At 72.7% G+C, this 21032-nt stretch carries 15 protein-coding genes and 3 tRNA genes; 8 read left to right on the top strand and 10 right to left on the bottom strand.

The genetic code is table 11. The features are described 5' to 3' along the window. The first annotated feature begins 51 nt into the window (after positions 1-51). The 3 genes from queF to J421_RS04455 all read left to right on the top strand — a co-directional run bounded on the left by queF (position 52) and on the right by J421_RS04455 (position 2233). A complete protein-coding gene (gene queF, locus J421_RS04465; RefSeq protein WP_025409968.1) occupies positions 52-447 on the top strand; it encodes a preQ(1) synthase in 396 nt (131 codons plus the stop codon). Between the two features lie 98 nt (positions 448-545). After that, positions 546-618 (top strand) — tRNA-Phe (locus J421_RS04460). 115 nt (positions 619-733) lie between these two features. Next, complete coding sequence (locus J421_RS04455) at positions 734-2233, top strand: pyridoxal phosphate-dependent decarboxylase family protein (protein WP_025409967.1); 1500 nt, start codon at positions 734-736, stop codon at positions 2231-2233. A 27-nt stretch (positions 2234-2260) separates the two neighbouring features. Here the strand turns inward: J421_RS04455 and J421_RS04450 are convergent, their stop codons facing one another. From J421_RS04450 to J421_RS04435, 4 genes are all read right to left on the bottom strand, one after another. Next, positions 2261-3439, bottom strand: a complete 1179-nt coding sequence (locus J421_RS04450) for a hypothetical protein (protein ID WP_148306150.1) — start codon at positions 3437-3439, stop codon at positions 2261-2263. A gap of 266 nt (positions 3440-3705) precedes the next feature. Beyond that, positions 3706-4620: a hypothetical protein gene (locus J421_RS04445; RefSeq protein ID WP_025409965.1), complete on the bottom strand. Its 915-nt coding sequence runs from the start codon at positions 4618-4620 to the stop codon at positions 3706-3708. A 15-nt stretch (positions 4621-4635) separates the two neighbouring features. Next, entirely contained in the window at positions 4636-5556 is a 921-nt protein-coding gene (locus J421_RS04440) for a serine hydrolase (protein ID WP_025409964.1), read from the bottom strand. Next, positions 5553-6437, bottom strand: coding sequence for a hydroxypyruvate isomerase family protein (locus J421_RS04435; RefSeq protein ID WP_025409963.1), 885 nt, complete (start codon positions 6435-6437; stop codon positions 5553-5555). The genes J421_RS04440 and J421_RS04435 overlap by 4 nt, the downstream gene beginning before the upstream one ends. 148 nt (positions 6438-6585) lie before the next feature. On the opposite strand from J421_RS04435, the gene J421_RS04430 reads away from it, so the two are divergent. Together J421_RS04430 and J421_RS04425 are read left to right on the top strand one after the other, a co-directional pair. Then, the gene (locus tag J421_RS04430) at positions 6586-9453 is read left to right on the top strand and encodes a protein kinase domain-containing protein (RefSeq protein ID WP_104022243.1); all 2868 of its coding nucleotides are present in this window, start codon (positions 6586-6588) and stop codon (positions 9451-9453) included. Positions 9454-9455: 2 nt separating this feature from the next. Then, a complete protein-coding gene (locus J421_RS04425; RefSeq protein WP_025409962.1) occupies positions 9456-10007 on the top strand; it encodes an ECF-type sigma factor in 552 nt (183 codons plus the stop codon). Here J421_RS04425 and J421_RS04420 read toward each other — a convergent pair. The 3 genes from J421_RS04420 to J421_RS04410 form a co-directional block, all read right to left on the bottom strand. Continuing rightward, positions 9996-11180: a vanadium-dependent haloperoxidase gene (locus J421_RS04420; RefSeq protein ID WP_025409961.1), complete on the bottom strand. Its 1185-nt coding sequence runs from the start codon at positions 11178-11180 to the stop codon at positions 9996-9998. The two genes, J421_RS04425 and J421_RS04420, sit on opposite strands and share 12 nt — an antisense overlap. Before the next feature lie 117 nt (positions 11181-11297). Beyond that, entirely contained in the window at positions 11298-13025 is a 1728-nt protein-coding gene (locus tag J421_RS04415) for a flotillin family protein (RefSeq protein ID WP_025409960.1), read from the bottom strand. Positions 13026-13038: 13 nt separating this feature from the next. After that, positions 13039-13590 carry a hypothetical protein gene (locus tag J421_RS04410; RefSeq protein WP_025409959.1) on the bottom strand — a complete coding sequence of 184 codons (552 nt, stop codon included), beginning with the start codon at positions 13588-13590 and terminating at the stop codon, positions 13039-13041. Between the two features lie 246 nt (positions 13591-13836). Between J421_RS04410 and J421_RS04405 the strand changes: the two genes are divergently transcribed. After that, complete coding sequence (locus J421_RS04405) at positions 13837-15933, top strand: pyrroloquinoline quinone-dependent dehydrogenase (RefSeq protein ID WP_025409958.1); 2097 nt, start codon at positions 13837-13839, stop codon at positions 15931-15933. Positions 15934-16725: 792 nt separating this feature from the next. On the opposite strand, the gene J421_RS31975 is transcribed toward J421_RS04405, so the two are convergent. From J421_RS31975 to J421_RS04395, 3 genes are all read right to left on the bottom strand, one after another. After that, positions 16726-16863: transfer RNA gene (locus J421_RS31975), tRNA-OTHER, on the bottom strand. A gap of 67 nt (positions 16864-16930) precedes the next feature. Continuing rightward, positions 16931-17488 (bottom strand): HNH endonuclease, encoded by a 558-nt coding sequence (locus tag J421_RS04400; RefSeq protein ID WP_025409957.1) that lies wholly within the window; start codon positions 17486-17488, stop codon positions 16931-16933. Positions 17489-17559: 71 nt separating this feature from the next. Beyond that, positions 17560-17633 (bottom strand) — tRNA-Asp (locus J421_RS04395). 831 nt (positions 17634-18464) lie between these two features. On the opposite strand from J421_RS04395, the gene J421_RS04390 reads away from it, so the two are divergent. Together J421_RS04390 and J421_RS04385 are read left to right on the top strand one after the other, a co-directional pair. Next, complete coding sequence (locus J421_RS04390) at positions 18465-19994, top strand: NAD(P)/FAD-dependent oxidoreductase (protein ID WP_025409956.1); 1530 nt, start codon at positions 18465-18467, stop codon at positions 19992-19994. Between the two features lie 25 nt (positions 19995-20019). Further along, complete coding sequence (locus tag J421_RS04385) at positions 20020-21030, top strand: glycosyltransferase family 2 protein (RefSeq protein ID WP_148306149.1); 1011 nt, start codon at positions 20020-20022, stop codon at positions 21028-21030. Positions 21031-21032 lie beyond the last annotated feature (2 nt).

Raw genomic sequence — 21032 nt, 5'->3', positions numbered from 1 at the left:
GGAGGACGAGCCACGTCCCACGCGCGATACCTGCCCGTTTAGCTTCCGGCCATGCCGAAGCCAGAGATCCTCGAGACGTTCCCGAACCCGTATCCGGACCGGGACTACGACATCTACATGGAGTCCGCGGAGTTCACGTCGCTCTGTCCGCTTGGCGGGATCGAGGGGGACGCGACGGACCTCAAGGCGCTCGAGGGCGGGGCGCCGGACTTCGCGACGATCCGCATCCGATACGTGCCGGCCGAGGTGTGCGTGGAGCTGAAGAGCCTGAAGCTCTACCTGTGGAGCTTCCGGAACGACGGGATCTTCTACGAGCGGGCGGTGAACCGGATCCTCGACGACCTGGCGGCGGCGGTGCAGCCGAAGCGGATGGAGGTGACGGGGGACTTCAACGTGCGGGGGGGGATCAAGTCGGTGATCACGGCGCGGTGGCCGCTGGAGCGGTGAGCGCGTGCCTTTGGCTGGCTGACTGAGGGGTGTAAGCCGGTTGCGTTCAGGCGTTTAGGTGTCTATCCTTCGCGGACGTTCCGGGACATGGGGCGTGCGGCCAGGTAGCTCAGTTGGTAGAGCAGGGGACTGAAAATCCCCGTGTCGGCGGTTCGATTCCGTCCCTGGCCATCGTTGCAGGACCAGGACTTACGAGACGGCGCCCGGTCATCCCGGGCGCCGTTCGCGTAGTGCATCCGGGGTCGCGGACGGATGAGCGCCCGCCGACCGCCGCTTACCTTGCGGCATGCCCGCACCCTACGCCGCGGCCGCCGACGTCCTCGCCGCCTTCCTCGCTGACGCCGCGCGCGACGCCGCGCTCCCGTTCGTCGACGTCGCCGCCGAGTACCTCGGGTCCGCCGGCACTGGCGAAGGTCCCGTCTCCACCGCGCGAACGCCGCAGGAGCTCGTCGAACGCTTCGACGAGCCGCTGCCCCGCACCGGCCGCCCCATCGCCGACGTGGCAGCGCGACTCGCAAGAGACGTCGTCGCCGACGCGAACCGACTGCACCATCCCATGTACGTCGGCCACCAGGTCGGCGGCCCGCTCCCCGCGGCGACATGGGCGGAGGTCGTCGTCGCGGCGCTGAACCAGTCGATCGCCGTGCAGGAGATGTCCCCGACGGCGACGGCGGTGGAGGCGCGTGTCATCCAGTGGATGGCCGACCTCGCGGGGCTGGGCCCGCACGCCGGCGGGACGTTCACGTCCGGCGGCACCGAGGCGACGTTCGCCGCGCTCCTCGCCGCGCGCAGCCGCGCGATCCCCGACGTGTGGACGAAGGGTGTCGGCGCCGAGCCGCCCGTGATCGTCTGCGGCGAGCACGCGCACTACGCCGTCGCGCGCGCCGCCGGTGAGATGGGACTGGGTCTCGACGCCGTCGTGCACGTCGCGTCGCGCGACCACCGCATGGACGTCGCGGCGCTCGATGAAACGTTAGGCACCCTGGAGCGTGCCAACCGGCGCGTGATGGCCGTCGTCGCGACGGCGGGGTCCACCGCCACCGGATCTTTCGACGACCTGGACGCGATCGCCGACCGGTGCGAGACGCGCGGCGTGTGGCTGCACGTCGACGGCGCGCACGGCGCGAGCGCGCTGCTCGCGCCCGAGCACGCGGCTCGCGTGCGCGGCATCGAGCGCGCGCACTCCATCGCGTGGGATCCGCACAAGATGCTGCTGCTCCCGATGGCGGCCGGCGTGGTGCTCGTGCGCGACGAGCGGTGGCTCGAGGCCGCGTTCGCGCAGCACGCGCCCTATCTCTTCACCGCCGACTTCGTCGAGGGCGCCGATCCCGGCGACCGCGTGCGCGACCAAGGCGTGCGCAGCTTCCAGTGCACGCGACGCGCCGACGCGCTCAAGCTGTGGGTCGCGTTCCAGCGCTACGGCGCCGACGGGCTCGGGGCGCTCTACGCGCACCTGTGCGACACCACGCGCGCGCTGCACGACCTGCTCGCGGCGCACCCGCGGTTCGTGCCGCTGCACGAGCCGGAGTGCAACATCCTGTGCTTCCGCTGGGTGGGCGACGGAGCCTGCGACGAGGACGACCTGGATCTCGTGAACGCGCGGGCCCGCGCCCGCTACAACGCGTCGGGCGCGGGCTGGATCACCGCCACGGTGCTCGGCGGCCGCCGCGTGCTGCGCGCGACGGTGATGAACCCGCGCACGACGCCGGCGCACCTCGCGTCGCTCGTCGACGGGCTCGACGCGGCCGCGCGGGCCGAGGCCGCGTCGGCGCTTCGTCCTGCCTAACGGGCAGCGGCGACCCACCCGAGCCGCTCACTTGCTGGACGAGTCGCCGCTGCTGCTGCCGAAGATGAACTCGGCCAGGTGCTTGATGTCGTAGTCCTTCGCGAGAAACACGATGATCGACGGGTTCGTGTTCGCGAACTCGCCACGCACCTCGCCGCCCAGCTTGAACGAGTGCGCGAAGTCGGTCACGCGGAAGCTGCCCACGTACGACCCCGTGGTCACCGGGCCATAGCTCCCGACGCCGAAGATGAGCTTCGTCCGGAACTCCACCTGCGACCGCTTGATCACCACGAGCGGGCCGGTGCCGAAGAACGCGTCGTACTGCGTGCTGCGGAACGTCCGCGTCGTGTCGGCCAGCGGCGGAACGGTCGTGCCGGCGGGCTGGATGCGGGGCCGCAGCCTGACCGTGTCGGGAAGCGTCGTGCCCGGATACAGCGTCGAGTCGGGCTTCGTCGTCTTCAGCGTGACCGTCGTCGAAAGGTCGCGCTTCGTCGCCTCCGCATGCGCGACCCAGAACAGGCCGGGCGACAGTCGGAACGTCGGTGCGAGATAGAGCGACAGCAGGTCGCTGCTGCGAGCATGCGTCGTCGTCACGCTCTGACGGATGTAGAGCACCGAGTCGGTCTTCCCGGGCTCCTTCCCCGGGTGCGCCACGGCGGCGACCGCGGGATTCGCGGACGTGTCGCTGGTACCGGCGAAGCGGCCGTTCGTCAGCCCCGCGTCGATGCCCCAGCGCGCACGATGGCCGGCCGGCGTGCGGAACGCGTCCGGCAGGAAGATCGTCACGTCGTAGTACAGCTCGACCTTGCTCACGCCACTGAGCGGCGTGAAGCTCGCCCCGACGCCGGCGCGGAACGGGTGCCGCGTCGAGTCGTCGGGCTCGGAGTCGCGCTTGATCGACGCGGTGCAGATGAACATCTGGTCGGCCGTGCGCGTGACGGTGAGCTGCGCGCCGGTCCACGTCTTCCCCTTCATCGGGGCGACGCCAGCGGGCGTATGGCCGCTGTCGACCGTGGCCGGTTTGACGCCGGCGACGCCGAACGAGATCCCACGGGGCGCGGCGACGAGCTGCTCGCGGTCGTCGCCGCGGATCTGCACGAGAAGCGTGTCGCGCGCGGAAGTGTCCTTGACCGCTGGGTAGTCCTTCGCGGTCACCTTGCAGATGACGCCCGTGTCGTTCTTGGCCTCCTCGAGGGTACGCGTCACGGCGGATCGCGGGACGGAGACCTTGTAGAGGATGGTCTGGGCGTGAGCGGCTCGCGGGGCGGTCGCGAGCGCGGTCGCGGTCAAGCCGGCGATGACCGCGCGTCGAAGTGACGTGGAGTTCGAGGGCATGTCCCTGATGGTCGATGACGCGCATCGTGCCCGCGGGGCGGCGTCGCCCGGCGACGGCAGGACGGGACGGCACATCTCGATAGAGAGCCGCGGCGCGGCAGGTTCTCACGCCCGGTGCGGCCCGAGAGTAACGCGCCTCATCGCGCGCTCAGCCGGCGTAGCTCCTCCAGCGTGAGCGAGCGTCGCCCCACCGGATCGTTAGGCAGGAACACCACCCGCCCGTCGACGATCGGCAGCAGCGCGAGCGGCTCGCCGACGCGCACGCTGGCCGGTGCGTCCGCCGTCGCGGGCGGCACCGGGGCGAGCAGCACGATCACCTCCTGCCCGTCCATCGCGCGGTAGCCCGACGCCTCCGCGGCGCGCGTATCAAGAACGAGTCCCTCCGCCCGACCGGCGCCGGCGACATGCGCAGGCACGGCACCGGCGAGCGTCTCGAGCACCTGGAACCTCGGCGCGCCGCTGCCCACGGTTCGCGCGCGCACCACCGCGGCCGCCTCCGCGATCGTCGCCTCGAGCGTGCGGGGCGCCGCCGCGCGTGAGCCGCCGAGGAGAGCGAGGCCGGACACGACGAGCGAGCCGACGAGCAGAGCCCCGACCGCGATCAGCGCGACCACGTGGCGGACGAGCGACGCGCCTAACGGTCGCGTGAAGACGATGGCGTCGTTCCCGTCCCGCGGGTCGGCACCGTCGACGCGGAGCACGTACGCGCCAGGCGAGGGAAGCGTGAGCCGCATGAGCTCCATGCGCGCGCGCATGAACGACGACACGGTGATCGGCGCGACCGCCGGTCGGAGCAGGACCTCGGACCCGTCGGCGGCCGTCAGCGAGAACCGGAGCCCCACGCGTGCCCGCGCGAGGTCGCTCGCTTCGAGGTTCAGCGACAGCGCGCCCCCACGCTCGAACGTCACTCGCTGCTCCGCGCGCACCGGCACCCGCACCACGACCGCGGCGCGCGTCGCGCGCACGAGGCTGAGCGCGACACGTACCAGCAGCCCGATCGCAACCAGCGCGACCGGCAGCGAGACCAGCAGCCACGACCCGGCCGGTGTCATGGTGCCTCCGCGCGCTCAGCGCACGACGCGTCCCAGCGCCCAGCTCCGCCCCACGCGATCGAAGTACGTCCACGCGGCGCGCGCGATCTCCGCGATCCGCCCCTCCGCCGCGCGATCGTCCCCGCCGTACGTCGTCAGCACCGCGATCGCGAACGGCCGCCCCGGCACGAACACCACGGCGGCATCGTTCCGCACCCCGTCGAGATCTCCGGGCTTGTTCGCGACGGTGACGTCGGGCGGCAGCAGGCGGGTGATGTAGCCGTTCTTCCCGGTGCTCAGCATCGCGAAGAACGAGTCCGTCGCCACCCTGCCTAACACTCGGCCGGCGTGCAACGCGCCGAGCAGCGTCACGAGCTCCCGCGGCGTCGCCGTGTTCTCGCGCCCCTCGCGTGCCGCCCGCGTATCCATCATGTGCCGCCGGAGCCGCGTCTTCTCGAGACCGAGCCCGGAGAGCAGCGCGTTCACCCGCTCCATCCCGACGCGGTCGATGAGGACGTTCGTGGCCGAGTTGTCGCTGAGCGACACCATGAGCCGCGCGAGGTCGCGATTGGTGAGCCGCGTGGCGCCCGGCGAGAGCCCGCCCATGATCCCCGCGCCGCCGACCGCGTCCTTGGCGTCGACCGTGTAGGTGTCGCCGAGCTTCGCGCCGTCGCGGCGCTCGTCCTGGCGATAGAGCTCGGCGAGCAGCGCGATCTTGATGGTGCTCGCCGTCGGGTAGGCCGCGTCAGCGTTCAGGTAGAGCGCGCGTCCGTCGGTGAGGTCGAGGATCGCGACGCCGACCACGGCGTCGGTGCGCTCCGCGATCGCGCGCACGGAGTCCTCCATCCGGTGCCACAGCACGTCGTGCTTCGCTCGCGTCGACGCGGAATCGTCCTGCGCCGCGAGCGTCGCGGGCGCGAGCACCAGCGCGGCGACGAGCGCGCGACGGATCCTCACACCGTGCACGTCGCCACCGCCTCCTTCAACGACGTCAGCGGATCGCGCGTCGGCACGAACTCGTGCGCGATGTATCCCGTGAAGCCGAGGTCTGCGATCGCCCGCGCGACGGCGTGCCAGTTCAGCTCCTGCGTGTCGTCCAGCTCGTGGCGACCCGGCACGCCGCCGGTGTGGAAGTGGGCGATGTCCGCGAAGTGGTCGCGCACGGTGCGGATCACGTCCCCCTCCATGATCTGCATGTGGTAGATGTCGTACAGCAGCTTCACGCGCGGCGAGCCGACGCCGCGGATCACCGTGGAGCCGAACGCGGTGTGGTCGCCCTGGTAGTCCTTGTGATCCACCTTGCTGTTCAGCAGCTCGACGCACACGGTCACCCCGTGCTGCTCGGCCAGCGGCGCGATCTGCTTCAGCCCCACCACGCAGTTCTCGATCGACTCGGCGTCGCTCCGGCCCTTCCGGTTGCCGAACATCGCGATGACGTTGGGCACGCCGGCCTGCGCGGCGCGGGGGATCGTCGCCTCCAGCTCGCGCAGCAGCATGGGGTGGTTCGCGCGGTCGTTGAAGCCGGCGGGGATGAAGTCGCGGCGCGGCGTCGGATAGCCCATCGAGCAGACGAGCCCCGCGTCGCGCACGACGGGCCACTCGTCCGGCTGCAGCAGGTCGATCGCCACGATGCCTAACGCCTTCACCGCGCGGCAGAACTCCGGCAGCGGGATCGACGCGTACGGCCATCGCGACACGGACTGCTTCAGGCGTCCCGACATCGGCTGAGCCTCGGTGGTCGTGACGAGTCCGCCGAGCGCGGCGAGGCCGGCGGTGGTGGCGGCGAGCGCCTCGCGGCGCGTGAGGCCGTGCGATGGACGGCGATCGGGGGTGCGCATGAGGGAGGGGGTTCGGGGCCGCGGCGAATGTGACGTCCGGCACACGAGCGGGGAAGACGCCGCGCCAGCCTAACGCGAAGCGCCGCGGACGCGTACCGTATCCCCGTCGCGGCCCCCCCCCCACGGGCCCGCACTCTCACCCGTCGGCATGACTGACGCACCCGAATCGGCGCCTCGACCGAGCGCGGACTGGTCGGAGATCGTGTCGCTGATCGACGCGCTGCTCGACACGCCCCCGGAGCGGCGCGACGAGCGCATCGCCGAGCTGAGCGCCGGCGATCCGGCGCGGCGCGCGCTGCTCGAGGCGCTGCTCGCGGAGTGCGAGCGCGAGTCGGCGCTGCTCGACGGGCCGGCCACGGAGCGCTTCGCCGAGCTCCTCACCGACCCGACGCCGCGCTTCCCGGACGCGCTCGCCGAGCGCTACGTGGTGCACGAGGTGCTCGGCCAGGGGCCGATGGCGACGGTGTATCGGGCGCACGATCGCAAGCACGGACGCGACGTCGCGATGAAGGTGGTCCACCCGGCGCTCGCGTCGGCGCTCGGCGCCGAGCGCTTCCTGCGCGAGATAGAGATCCTCGCGCGGCTGCGTCATCCGCTCATCGTGCCGCTGTACGATTCGGGCGACGCGGAGGGGCTGCTGTACTACACGATGCCGTACGAGGCCGGGCTCTCGCTCCGCCAGCGGCTCGCAGGCGGCAACCCGCTGCCGCTCGACGATGTGGCGCGCATCCTCCGCGACGTGTGCGACGCGCTCGCCTACGCGCACGAGCGCGGCATCGTCCACCGCGACATCAAGCCGGACAACGTGCTGCTCGCGGGCGGACACGCGGTCGTCACCGACTTCGGCGTCGCGAAGGCGGTGACCGAGGCGACGGTGCGCGCGGGCGCGACGGCGAGCGGTCTCGTGATCGGCACGCCGACGTACATGGCGCCCGAACAGATCGCGGCCGATCCCGACGTCGATCATCGCGCCGACGTGTACGCGGTCGGCGTGCTCGCCTACGAGCTGCTCGCGGGCCGGCCGCCGTTCGTCGGCGCGAGTCGGCAGGACGTGCTGCAGGCGCACCTCGCGGAGCACCCGACGTCGATCGACACGCTGCGCCCCGACGTGCCGCCCGCGCTCGCCGCGCTCGTCTCGGCGTGCCTCGCGAAGCGTCCGGCCGAGCGGCCGCAGAGCGCGGCCGAGCTGGTGCGACGACTCGACGCGATCCCGACCGGGCAGGGTGGTGGCCGGGGGCGCCGCGCGCGTACGGCCGTCGTCGCCGCGCTCGCGATCGCGGCGGTCGGCACCGTCGTCGGCGGCGCGGCGTGGTGGCGCGGGCGCGATGCCGCCGCGTCGTGGCGCGCGCGGTGGGCGAACGCGCGCATCGAGCGGCTCACCGACTTCGCCGGCGACGAGGTCGACGCGGCGATCTCCGCCGACGGGCAGTTCGTCGCGTTCCTCGCCGACCGCGACAGCGTGTTCGACGCGCTCGTCACGCAGGTCGGCACCGGACAGTTCGTCGATCTCACGCGCGGCGCCGTGCCGCAGCTGTACAACGAGGACGTGCGCAACGTCGGCTTCGCGCACGACGGCGCGCACGTGTGGCTGCGCGTCGGCGACATCACGTCGCCCGCGCGGCTCGCGCTCGTGCCGACGTTAGGCGGTCCGCTGCGCCCGTTCCTCGGCACGGCGGTGATGGCCGTGTGGTCGCCCGACGGCGCGCGGCTGGCGTACCACGAGGCGACGCCGGGCGACCCGGTCTACGTCGCCGACGCCGACGGCGCGAACGCGCGTCGCATCTTCGTTTCCTCGCCCGGCGTGCACTCGCACTACCTCACCTGGTCGCCCGACGGCCGGTACCTGTACTTCGCGCACGGCGTGCCGCCGGACGAGATGGACGTGTGGCGCGTCGCGGTGAGCGGCGGCGCGCCGGAGCGACTGACGACGCACGCGTCGCGCGTGGCGTATCCCGCGCTGCTGGACGATCGCACGCTGCTCTACACGGCGACGGGGGACGACGGCACCGGCCCGTGGCTGTACGCGATGGACGTCGACGCGCGCGTCGCGCACCGCGTGAGCGTGGGCGTCGAGCAATACGTCTCGATCGCCGCGAGCGCGCCGGTGCCGGGCCGGCCGCGTCGCCTCGTGGCGACGGTGTCGAACGCGAACGTGGAGCTGTGGAGCGTCCCCGTCACGGACAGCGTCGCCGACGAGCGCGCCGCGCTGCGTGTCGCGCTGCCCACCGCGCGCGGCGCGGCGCCGCGCTTCGCGCCCGACGGGTCGGTGCTCTACCTCGCGTCGCGCGGCGGCGCGGACGGCCTGTGGCGGCTCGCCGGCGGCGATCGCGGCGGCGATCGCGGCGGCGCCGCGGAGGTGTGGCGGCCCAACGACGGCACCGTCGTCGGGGCCGCAGCGGTGTCGCCCGACGGGGCGCGGCTGTGCGTCCCCGTGCGCCGCCGCGGCCGCTCGACGCTCCACTGCATGGCCGCCGACGGCTCGGGCGTGCGCGCGGTAGCCGAGTCGCTCGACGTGCGCGGCGCCGCGTCGTGGTCGCCCGACGGCGCGTGGCTCGCCGCCGCGGCGGCCGACGCGCGCGGCGTGCGGATCTACAAGATCCCGTTAGGCGGCGGCGCGCCGGTGCGCCTCGTCGACTCCGTCTCGTCCAACCCGGTGTGGTCGCCCGACGGCCGCTTCATCGTGTACTCGGCCGCGCCGCGCGGGCGGAGCGTGCCCGTCGCCGCGGTCACGCCCGACGGGCGGCCGTACGCGCTGCCGCCACTCGTCGTGGATCGCATCGGCGAGAGCTACCGCTTCCTTCCCGACGCGCGGCGCATGGTGGTGAAGCTCGGCGGGTTCCGACGGCAGGACCTGTGGCTGCTCGACGTCGCGACCGGACGGCGGCGGCCGCTGACCCGGCTGCGCCCCGGCGAGTCGCTGCGCCGCTTCGACGTGTCGCCCGACGGGACGCGGCTGGTGTTCGAGCGCGTGCGGCAGAACTCCGACGTCGTCCTCATCGAGGTCGCGGGGCGTTAGGCATGACGGGCACGCCGCACCCCGATCTGCTCGACGCGCTCCGCGCGCACGAGGAGCTGGAGCAGCTCGTACCACTCGTGTACGACGAGCTGCGCCGGATCGCGCACCGCCAGCTCGCGGCACGCGCCCCGGGCGCCACGCTGCAGACGACGGGGCTCGTGCACGAGGCGTATCTCAAGCTCGTCGACCAGTCGCGCGCCCGGTGGAGCGACCGCGCGCACTTCCTCGCGGTGGCCTCGCTCGCGATGCGCCACGTGCTCGTGGACCGCGCGAAGGCGCGCCTCGCGCAGAAGCGGGGCGGCGGGCGCGTGCGCGTCTCGCTCGACGAGGACCGGATCGCGGCCGACGACCAGCCGGAGGCGCTGCTGCAGCTGCACGAGGCGCTGGAGCGGCTGGCCGCGGTCGAGCCGCGGCTCGCGCGCGTCGTCGAGTGCCGCTTCTTCGGCGGGCTCACGCAGGAGGAGATCGCGGAGTCGTTAGGCATCGCCGTCCGCACCGTGGAGCGCGACTGGGCGAAGGCGCGCGTGCTGCTGCGCCGCGCACTACTTGAGTGAGCCGTTGAGCGCGAGCGCCGCCGCCGCGCGGCCGATGTCGCGCCCCGCGTCGATGTCGAAGCGGTAGTGGATGCCGCCGTAGACGCGCGACATCCCGGCCTCGTCCACCATCGCGTCCAGGCGCGCGCGCTGGTCGGGGAACGCGTTCGCCAGCACGCCGAACAGCGCGGCCGTCATGCACGAGTGCCCCGACGGGTACGACGGGTGGTTCGGGAGCGCGATGGCGAGCGCGATGCCGGGATCGGCCTGCGACGGGCGGATGAACCAGTACGCGAACTTCGCGTCCCAGCACGCGATCTGCGCGTCGAACGCCGCCGCGTTCGCGAACGCGAGGACGCGCGCGGCGTCGAGCTCCGGCGCGCCGTGCTCGCGAATGACGTCGTCGGCGACGAGATTGAGCGCGCCCGCGGTGAACGTGCCGCTCGACGTGTTCCAGTTCGTGGCGATCGCCGTCTGCTCCGCGGTCCGCGTGTCGGCGATGCGGCGCACCTCGGCCAGCGCCTCGACGAACTTCGGCGAGCCGATGGCCGGCGGCGCGGGCGGCCGGAGCTCGTTAGGCGCGCGGAGGAAGAACGGGCGCACGCCGTAGAGCGAGCGGACGATCGCGGCGCTGGACGACACCCACATGCTCGGACCGACCGGCGGCGTGCCGGGCGACGCGGCGAGGTAGTTGTCCCGATCCGCCTGCGCGAGCACCGCGGTGCCGATCCTCCGGCCGAGGGCCTGGCCGCCCACGACGTCCTCGGGCGCCGCGCCCGGCCACGGGGGCACTGCGAGGTCGGCGTTCAGCTGCGCCTCGATCGATGCCACGTCGAGCGGGAAGAACGCGTCGAGCACGGCGGCCGACGCGCCTCCCACCGCCGCGGAGACCGACGGCGACGCGGCGCCCGCGGTGGTCTGGGCGCCCTGCGCCGCGGCCGCCGCGCGGTACTGCGCGAGCGAGAGATAGGTCAGGATGCGGCTCACCGCCGCCTGCCCGTTGCTGGCGGGCTGTCGCGCGACGACGAGGGCGACGGCGCGCTGGTTCCATCGCACGCTCGCCGTCGCGCCGACGCTCACAGTGCGGGCGGCGGTGGAGTCGGGCGTCGCCGTCGCGCCGTCGGAGCAGGCGGCGAGGGCGGGGGACACGACGAGCGCGCACGCGCGCACGAGCGTTCGGATGCTGCTGGTCACGGTCGCCTCCGGGGTTGGGGTCGGCTGCGATCCGCTTAACGACGGACGCGGCGCAAACCCGACATGCGGTCCCAACCCCTTCGGCTCGTGGAGCTTTGCCCCGATGGCTGCGTCCCTTTACTTCGCCGCGTCCTTCGCTGGCTCCTTCGTCTCCGCCACCGCGCTCCCCGGCGTCGGCACGTCGTTAGGCACGGAGACGCTCTTGCCGAGGTAGTTCGGCAGCTCCACGCCGGCGATGTTCTGCAGCACGTCCATCATCGGCGGCAGCGACCGCGCCATGCTCTGGATGAAGTTCGACGTGCTGCCGTTGCCGACGCCGTTGCCGCCCTCCCACACGACGATCTTGTCGATCTTGATGCCGCTGATCGCCTTCGCCGCGGTCTCGGCGAGCATCGGCATCTGCTCCTGCAGCTGCAGCAAGAACGCCTCGCGCGCACCACCCGCCTTCTCGATCAGCTTGCCCAACGCCTCGGCGCGCTGCTCGATGATCGCGGCCTCACCCTGCGCCTGCGCCTCGAGCTTCACGCGGGTCGCGTTCGCCTCGGCCTCCGCGGCGAGCCGCACCTGCTCGGCGGCCGCTTCGGCCTCCACGATGCGACGCGCCTTCTCGGCCTTCGCGGGCGCCTCGAGCGCGGCACGCTTCTCCGCCTCCACGCGCTCCGCCTCGGCGAGCGCGGCGCGCGCGAGCGCACGGTTCTGCGCCTCGGCCACGGCGGCCTCCGCCTCGCGCTTCTTCGTCTCCGCCGTGAGGTAGGCCTCGGCCTGCTTCACCTGCAGCGCGGAGTTCGTGGCGGCCACGCGCGCCTGTGCGTCGGCCTCGCCGGCGACCGCGGTCGCATTCGCCTCGGCGAGCGCGACGCGGCGCTTCTGATCGGCCGACGCCACCGCGGCCTCGCGGCGCGCCTTCGCCTCCGCCTCGCCGGCGAGCGCCGTCGCGTCGGCCGCGGCGAGCGCGATGCGCTTCTTCTGCTCCGCCGACGCGACCTCGGCCTCCCGCTCGAACGCCGCCGTCTGCTCGGCGATCTGCTGCTCCTTGTCGAGCTGCGCGATGCGCGTCGCGCGCTCGCGCTGCGTCTCGCGGAGCGCGATCTCGCGCTGCGCCTCGGCCTCCGCCACCGCGGTGGCCTTCTCGCGGTTCGCGTTCGCGACGCGGATCTCACCGATCTTCTCCTGCTCGGCCACGTCGCCGCGCGCGGTCTGGATCGCCTGCTGCGCGGCCTGCTTGCCTAACGCGTCGAGGTAGCCGGCGCCGTCCTTCAGGTCCTTGATGTTCACGTTCAGCAGCATGAGCCCGATCTTCTTCAGCTCCGGCTCGAGCTGGTGCTGGACCTTGTGCAGGAACCCGTCGCGGTCGCGGTTGATCTCGTCGATGCGCATCGACGCGATGACCTGTCGCAGCTGGCCGACGATGATGTCGTGCGCGGTGCCCTCGATCTGGTCGAGGCGCATGCCCAGCAGTCGCATCGCCGCGTTCTGCCGCACCTCGGGCTCGTTGCCGATGGCGACGGTGAACACCGCCGGCACGCTGATGCGGATGTTCTCCAGCGACAGCGCGTCGTTCAGCGGGATGTCCATCTTGATCGGCTCGAGCGGCAGGTAGTTGTACTCCTGGATCACCGGCCACACGAACGCGCCGCCGCCGGAGACGCACTTCGCCGCGTTGCCGCCGCCGACGGATCCGGAGATCACGAGGATGCGGTTCGCCGGGCAGCGCTTGTAGCGCGACACGAACAGCGTCACCAGCCCGAGCACGACGGCGAGGCCGAGGATCGCGGCGACGAGCGCCGTCGACATCCCGGCGACGGGGTTGGAGACCTGGAGCAGGGCGAGCGGCAGGGACGACATGATCGAGGAGTCCTCAGTCGAGAGGGGTAGCGGGCGTACGAACGACTTCCAGCGTGTCGGGCGCGACGACGTCGACGACGGTCACCGGCGTCCCGGTGGGGAGCGCGCCCTCGCCGGTGACGGCCTGGTATTCGACGAGCCGGCCCTGGAGCGACAGCGTCACCTTGCCCGCCCCCGCGCGCGCGCCGGGGATCGGCACGTACACGGTGGCCGGCTGCCAGACCGCGTTCTCGATGCGCACCGTGCCGTCGGACTCGAGCCGCAGCATGAGCCGGAGCAGCACCGCCACGACGACGAGCGCCGCGACGCCGGCGACGACCGACAGGCCGAGCACCGCCGGCGTGCCCCAGCCGGCGCGCAGCAGCCCGTAGCCGGTGAGCCCGAAGAACGCGAGCCCGGCCGAGAGCGCCCGGAGGCTCCCGAGATGGAGCCCCTGGGCGGCGTCATGTGCGTGCGGCGCGTGGAGGTCGTGCGCGTCGTGGTCGAGGCCGAGCAGCGTGGCCACGAGCTGCAGGAGCACCACGCCGCCGCCGAGGAGGGCGCAGGCGAGGAAGAAGGTGGGCATCGCTCCGTAACACTACGTGTCGGCGGAGAACGGCGCCATATGTTTTTGGCTCACGCGGAGCCGCGGAGGACGCGGAGAACATCAAGAGCCAAGACCCGCGGATGAAAGGATGCCAGGATCTCTCGATCGTTTTCATCCCCAGGTCGTTGCTGTTCGAAGTGGAAGATCTCCGCGTTCTCCGCGGCTCCGCGTGAGACGAACCGCTCCAGTAGCGCGTCGTCGCCCCGCGCTCCAGCTTCGGCCGCCATGAAGCGAGCCCTCGTCATCCTTGCCCTCGCCGCGTGCGCCCGCGGCGCGCCGACGCCACGCGACGTCGACTGGCCGGTCACCGGCGGCGAGCCGGGGAACAGCCGCCACTCGCCGCTCGCCCAGATCGATCGAACCACCGTGAAGCGCCTGCGCGTCGCGTGGATCCACCACACGGGCGACGCGTCGCCGAGTGGCGGGACGCAGATCCAGGCGACGCCCGTCGTCGTGCACGGCGTGCTGTACGCGACGTCGCCGACGCTGCAGCTGCTCGCGCTGCGCGGCGACACCGGCGAGGAACTGTGGCGCTTCGACCCGTGGCAGGGCCAGCGGCGCGAGATCCACGCGAACCGCGGCGTCGCCTACTGGGAGTCGCCCGACGCGTCCGACCGGCGCGTGTTCGTCACCGCGGGCCGTCGGCTGTGGGCCGTCGACGCCGCGAGCGGCAAGCCGGTAGCGACGTTCGGGCACGGCGGGTGGGCCGACCTCGCGGATTCGTTAGGCAGAGACGTCGGCGGCGGGTACCTCATCGCGACGAGCCCCGGCGTCGTGTATCGCGACCTGCTGATCCAGGGCACGCGCGTCTCGGAGAGCGAGGGCGCCGCGCCGGGACACGTACGCGCGTTCGACGTGCGCACGGGCCGCGTGCGGTGGACGTTCCACACCATCCCGCGCCCCGGCGAGCACGGCGCCGAGACGTGGCCCGAGGGCGCGTGGAGCAGCGCCGGCGGCGCGAACTCGTGGCCGGGGATGAGCCTCGACACGCGGCGCGGCGTCGTCTTCGTGCCGTTAGGCTCGGCCACGCCGGACTTCTACGGCGGCGACCGCGCGGGGGCGAACCTGTACGCGAACGCCCTCGTCGCGCTGGACGCGGCGACGGGCCGGCGTCTGTGGCACTTCCAGACCGTGCACCACGACGTGTGGGACCGCGACCTCCCCACGGCGCCGAACCTCGTCACGCTCACGCGCGACGGACGCCGAGTCGACGCGGCCGCGCAGATCACGAAGTCGGGGTTCGTCTTCGTGTTCGATCGCGAGACGGGTCGGCCGCTGTTCCCGGTCGAGGAGCGCCCGGCGCCGCCGTCCGATCTGTCGGGCGAGCGCACGTGGCCGACGCAGCCGATCCCGGTGAAGCCGGCGCCGTTCGCGCGCCAGTCGATGACCGAGGCGGATCTCACCGACCTGTCGCCCGCGGCGCACGACTCCGCGCTGCACCGCTTCCGCACGCTCCGTCACGGCGGTCTGTTCGACCCGCCGAGCCGCGAGGGGACGGTGGTGCTGCCCGGGTTCGACGGCGGCGGGGAGTGGGGCGGCGCCGCGGTGGACCGCGAGACGGGCGTGCTGTACGTGAACGCGAGCGACGTCCCGTGGATCGCGGCGATGCGCGAGGTCCCCGCACCGGCGACATCGACCACGGCACGCACCGGCGCCGACGTCTATGCGGCGAACTGCGTCGCGTGCCACAAGGCCGACCGCCGCGGCGACGGCGACCGCGTGCCGTCGCTCGTCGGCGTCGGCGCGCGACTCTCGACGGACCAGATCCAGCAGGTGATCCGGCGCGGTCGCGGCTTCATGCCCGCGTTCCCGAGCCTCACCGACCAGGAGACGCGCGCGGTGGCGGCGTATCTGTTAGGCGCCACGACGGACGCCGGCGCCGCCTCTCGTTCCACACGCTACCGGTTCGCCGGCTACGAGCGGTGGCGCGGCCCGGACGGCTATCCGGCGATCAAGCCGCCGTGGGGAACGCTGAGCGCGATCGACCTCAACACGGGCGAATATCGGTGGCGCATCCCGTTAGGCGAGCACGCCGCGCTCACCGCGAAGGGGATCCCGCCGACGGGCACGGAGCAGTACGGCGGTCCGATCGTCACCGCGGGCGGGCTGGTGTTCATCGCGGCGACCATGGATGAGAAGATCCGCGCCTTCGACAAGGACAGCGGCGCGCTGCTGTGGGAAGCGCCGCTGCCCGCCGCCGGCTACGCGACGCCGAGCACGTATGCCGTCGGCGGGCGGCAGTACGTGGTGGTCGCGGCCGGGGGCGGGAAGCTCGGCACGCGGTCGGGGGACGCATACGTGGCGTTCGCGCTGCCGGAGTGAACGGCGCGGACCCATGACTGGAGTCGGAGGGTCCGGGGAAAGCACTGTCGAGGGTCGGGTACTAGTCGTCCTCCCACGCGCGGCGGTCGTTCCGCTCCTCGCGCTCGCGCGCGCCGTGTCCGCCGAGACCGACACGCTGCCGAACGCGCCCCTCACCCGATGAACTCCGAGATGACCTGCGGCGTGGCCGCCGGCGCTGTTAGGCACCTGCGTGCTGCCGGGGATCGGCTCGGCCTGCGGCGTGGCACTCGCCGAAGCGAGACGCCGGAGGCGCGACGCGAGGTCGCCAACGTGCTGCGTGAAATCGAACATCGCTCGTCCTCCTGTGAGTCGATGGTGGGTGGATGGGCGGCGCTGTCGCGCCGCGTGGGGCTCCGCGCGTGGCACGGTCCCTCGCGTTCAGGACGCGGATCACGCGGATCTCGCGGATCGGATCGAGGCTCACGCCGTGAGCCTATCCGCGGGATCCGCGTCATCCGCGTTCCAAACGCGAGGTGCCGTGAAGCACACGGAGTCGCGCCCGATCGGATGAAGGGTGCGCTCGGCCCTGGTTCCCCAGGAATTCCAGGTTCAATGGAGGGGTAACCGAGTCGCGGCGACCCGATCGAGCGAGTCGCGAAGGTGGGACCGGGAGCGGCGGGTCTCTCACCCGCATCGCCGCCTCGTTAGGCCCACGGTCGCCGGCCCTCGTCGGGCAAAGGGCTTCCGTGGCGAGGCGATGCTCTGATCGTGCTCGTTGAGCTACGCGTCCCGGCGGCGCGCGGCAATAGCCCATACGCGCCGAACGAAGAGTGGAAGTACCGGCGGGACTCGAACCCGCGGCCTCGAGATCCGATGAGCCTCGACCATCGGCCCGCTCGACCACGTGGTCATGCGGGCAAGGGAACGGTGAGGACAGTCTCGCGCTCTAACCGACTGAGCTACGGTACTTCCGATCGAAGTGGTGAAGACGCGGCAGACCCGGCGGCGGACGCCCACGCGTGGGCGTGAGAACCCGCTACCGGAGCGCCGCGAGTACGTCGTCGCCGAAGTACAGGGCGACGTACTGCTGCTGGAGCGCCGTGAGCCGGCGCACCGGCCACGCCAGCCGTGCGAAGTGCGGCGCGACGAGTGCGACGTCCGCGCGCAGTGGCATGCGCGCCTCCTCGGGCGTGCGGTCCGCCTTCCGGCCGTTGCAGCGGCGGCAGGCGGTGACGCAGTTCTCCCAGCTGTTCGTCCCCCCGCGCGACGTGGGGAGCACGTGGTCGCGCGTGAGGAACTCGCGGACGCCGAGCTCGCGCTCATGGCGCCCGCAGTAGGCGCAGCGGTACTCGTCGCGCGCGAACAGCCACGTGTTCGTCACGCCGCGGCGGTGCCGGCGCGGGACGGCAACGTGACTGACGAGCCGGAGCACCGCGGGGCGCCGGAGCTCGCGCTCGGCGGCGCGCACGGTGCGCCCCTCGTCTTCCACGATCTCCGCCTTCCCGGCGAGCACGAGCCGCATCGCGCGGGAGAGTGTGATGAGCGGGGCGAGCGGCTCGTACGACGCGTCGAGCAACAGACACTGCGCGGGCATTGGCCACCTCCTGGGGCCGTGAGGGATGAAGTACCGTCGGCGAGCGTGCGACGATGCAGGCGCCTAACGGACGGAACCAGCGGGGCTCGAACCCGCAGCCTCCCGGTAGACAGCCGGGCGCTCTGGCCGATTGAGCTATGGCTCCAAGGCGTGGTCCGCCGCCGGCACGACGTCGCGGCGCGCCCGAACGGTGGGAGTCGCGTTTCCGTCCGCACGGGCGTCCGCTCCGCCGGTCGACGGCGGACCACGGTATTGCAGGGAACTGCCAACTGCGTTGTTGCTTTCCCCCGACCTTCACTTGTCAAACAGCGGTCGTGCCGCCGTGCGACGCGCTGAAACGCAACGCGCCCCACCTCGCCGATGGCGCAGGTGGGGCGCGAGTCGTCGCTCCCGATCCGGTGACGGAGGACGACGCGCTACCGCGCGCGGCCTCCGGTCGGAACACCTGCCCATCTTCGATCTCGCGGGCCACCCAGACCTCGCTCGTGGCCCATCCGCGCATGGCGGTCGTACGTCACGACGATCGCCGACCCTCTCGCACGCACGGCTCCCCACGCCGCGCCGAGCGGCGCGGCCGCGACCGCGCCCGACCGGACGACGCCGGTGGGACACGGAGTGGCGAGTGGGAGCTGCGATGCGAGCGCGGTCATCTCGTTCGTCGAATGCGGTCGAGGGTGATTGCCCTGAAACGCGAAAGTCGCGCCTCCGATGGTCTGCCCGACGCGACGTGTGTCGCTTCGGGTGATCCGCTGGGCCGACGCATGCACGTCGGGCAGAAGGATCGTGAACATCGGGACGCGACTCCCAGGGCGCGCAGTGTACAAGCACCCGTATCGCCTGTCAAGCAGGGCGCGCGCGCCGTTAGGAGACCGTCGCGCGGACGCCACACCCCTGGTGCGCTCTAGACGAGTCACGTCCGCGGCCCCACTATGGGGGCCCCAGCAATCGCCGCGTCGTCGTCTCCCCGTCTCCCCGCATGCCCGCCCCCACCCACGCGCATCGGACCGTGCATCGCATCGAGCCCGGCGACCACGTGGTCGTGTGCGGGGCGGGGCCGGCGGGACTCACCGCGGCCTACCAGCTCGCGAAGCAGGACGTCCCCGTCACCGTCCTCGAGAGCGACCACGTCGTCGGCGGGATCTCGCGCACGGTGCAGCACGACGGCTACCGCTTCGACCTCGGCGGACACCGCTTCTTCACGCGCATCGCTCCGGTGCAGGCGATGTGGGAAGAGCTGCTCGGCGACGACCTGCTCGACGTGCCGCGCCTGTCGCGCATCCACTACGCGGGAAAGTTCTTCCACTACCCGCTGCGGGCGGGGAACGCGCTCAAGGGACTCGGCCCGCGCGACGCGATCCGCATCCTCGCGAGCTACGCCCGCGCGCGTCTCCGCCCGTCGCCGGTCGAGGAGAACTTCGAGCAGTGGGTGACGAACCGCTTCGGGCGGCACCTCTACGAGATCTTCTTCAAGACGTACACGGAGAAGGTGTGGGGCATTCCGTGCACGGAGATCCGCGCCGAGTGGGCCGCGCAGCGCATCCAGAACCTGTCGCTCACCCGCGCCGTGCTGTCGGCGAACCCGCTCACGCGCCGCGCGGGCGACGTGCGCACGCTCATCGACTCGTTCAAGTATCCGCGCCTCGGCCCCGGACAGATGTGGGAGCGGTGCCGCGACCGCATCGTCGAGCGCGGGGGCGAGGTGCGCACCGGGCATCGCGTCACGGCGCTCGAGGTGCGCGACGGCCGCGTCGTGGCCGCGCGCGTCGCGGGCCCCGACGGCGAGGAGCGGATCGAGGCGCAGCACGTCATCTCCACCATGCCGCTCGACACGCTCGTCGCCGCGCTCGGCGACGCGGCGACGCCGGACGCGCGCGCCGCGGCGAGTGGGCTGTCGTTCCGCGCGCTGCTCGTCGTCGCGCTCGTCGTCGACGACGAGACGCCGTTTCCCGACAACTGGATCTACGTGCACACGCCGCACTTCCGGGTCGGGCGCGTGCAGAACTTCCGGAACTGGAGCGCGGCGCTCACGCCGGAGCCGGGGCGCACGTGCCTCGGCATGGAGTACTTCTGCACCGAGGGCGACGACGTCTGGTCGCTCGACGACGCGGCGCTCGTGCAGCTCGCGACGCGCGAGTTGGGCGCGCTCGGCCTCGCCGGCGGTGCGCGCGTCGTCGACGGCGTGGTGGTCCGCGTGCCGAAGGCGTACCCGGTCTACGACGCATCGTACCGCGCGCGCGTCGACGTCGTGCGCGGCTGCCTCGACGCGATCCCGAACCTGCACACCGTCGGGCGGAACGGGATGCACAAGTACAACAACCAGGACCACTCCATGTACACCGCGATGCTCACCGTGGAGAACCTCTGCGGCGCGTCGCACGACGTGTGGGCGGTGAACACCGACAGCGAGTACCACGAGGCACAGCGCGTCGTGCCGCGCGAGGCGCGCCGCACGGGGCCGGCCTTCGTGTTCGGGCGCGCGGCGTCGCGCGCGCCGTCGGAGGCGTGAGGGAGGCGTGACGGAGCGCTCGTCGATGTCGCTGCCCCTGCTCTCCGTCGTCGTCCCCGCGCGCGACGCCGGCACGACGCTGGGCCGCTGCCTCGCGGCGCTCGCGGCGAACGACCTGCCGCGCGCGCGGTGGGAGCTCGTCGTCGTCGACGACGGCAGCACCGACGACACGGCGCGGATCGCGGCGCGCTACGCGGACGTCGTGCTGTGCACGACCGGACGCTCGGTCGGGCCGGCGGCGGCGCGCAACCGTGCCGTCGCGGCGTGTCGCGCCGACATCGTCGTCTTCGTCGACGCCGACGTGTGCGTGCATCGGGCCACGCTCCGCCGCTTCCACGAGATCCTGACGCGCGCGCCGGACGTCGCGGCGGTGTCGGGCGCGTACGACACGACGCCCGCGGACCGGGGGTTCGTGTCGCAGTACCGCAACCTGCTGCACCACTGGGTGCACGCGACGCACGGCGGCGCGGCGGAGACGTTCTGGACGGGCTGCGGTGCCGTCAGGCGATCGGCGTTCCTCGACGTCGGCGGCTTCGATGCGCGGCGCTACCCTCGGCCGCAGATCGAGGACATCGAGCTCGGCTACCGACTGCACGACCGCGGCTACCGGCTCGAGCTGCGCCCCGACGTGCAGGGCACGCACCTCAAGCGCTGGACGTTCCGCGGCATGCTCGTCACCGACGTGCGCGACCGCGGCATCCCGTGGATGCGGCTGCTCCTCGAGCGGCGCCGCGCGCTCGCCCGCGGGCCGTTGAACGTCGCGATGACGGAGAAGGCGCTCACCGCGCTCTGCGCCGCGGCGGCGGCGACGTCGCTGCTCGCCGTCGCCACGCGCGACGCGCGCTGGCTCACCGGCAGCGCCGCGGCGCTCGGCGCGATCGTGGTCTCGGACGCGGCGCTGTACCGATGGTTCCTGCGCGAGCGGGGATGGTGGTTCGCGCTGCGCACGGTCCCCATGCGCATCGTGTACTTCGCGGGCAACGCGCTCGCGGCGACCGTCGGCTGCGTCGCGCACGTCGCGGCGCGGGGGCGTTAGGC

The sequence above is a fragment of the Gemmatirosa kalamazoonensis genome, from assembly GCF_000522985.1.
Taxonomy (GTDB): Bacteria; Gemmatimonadota; Gemmatimonadetes; order Gemmatimonadales; family Gemmatimonadaceae; genus Gemmatirosa; species Gemmatirosa kalamazoonensis.
This window is presented reverse-complemented; position numbering and strand designations above follow the sequence as displayed.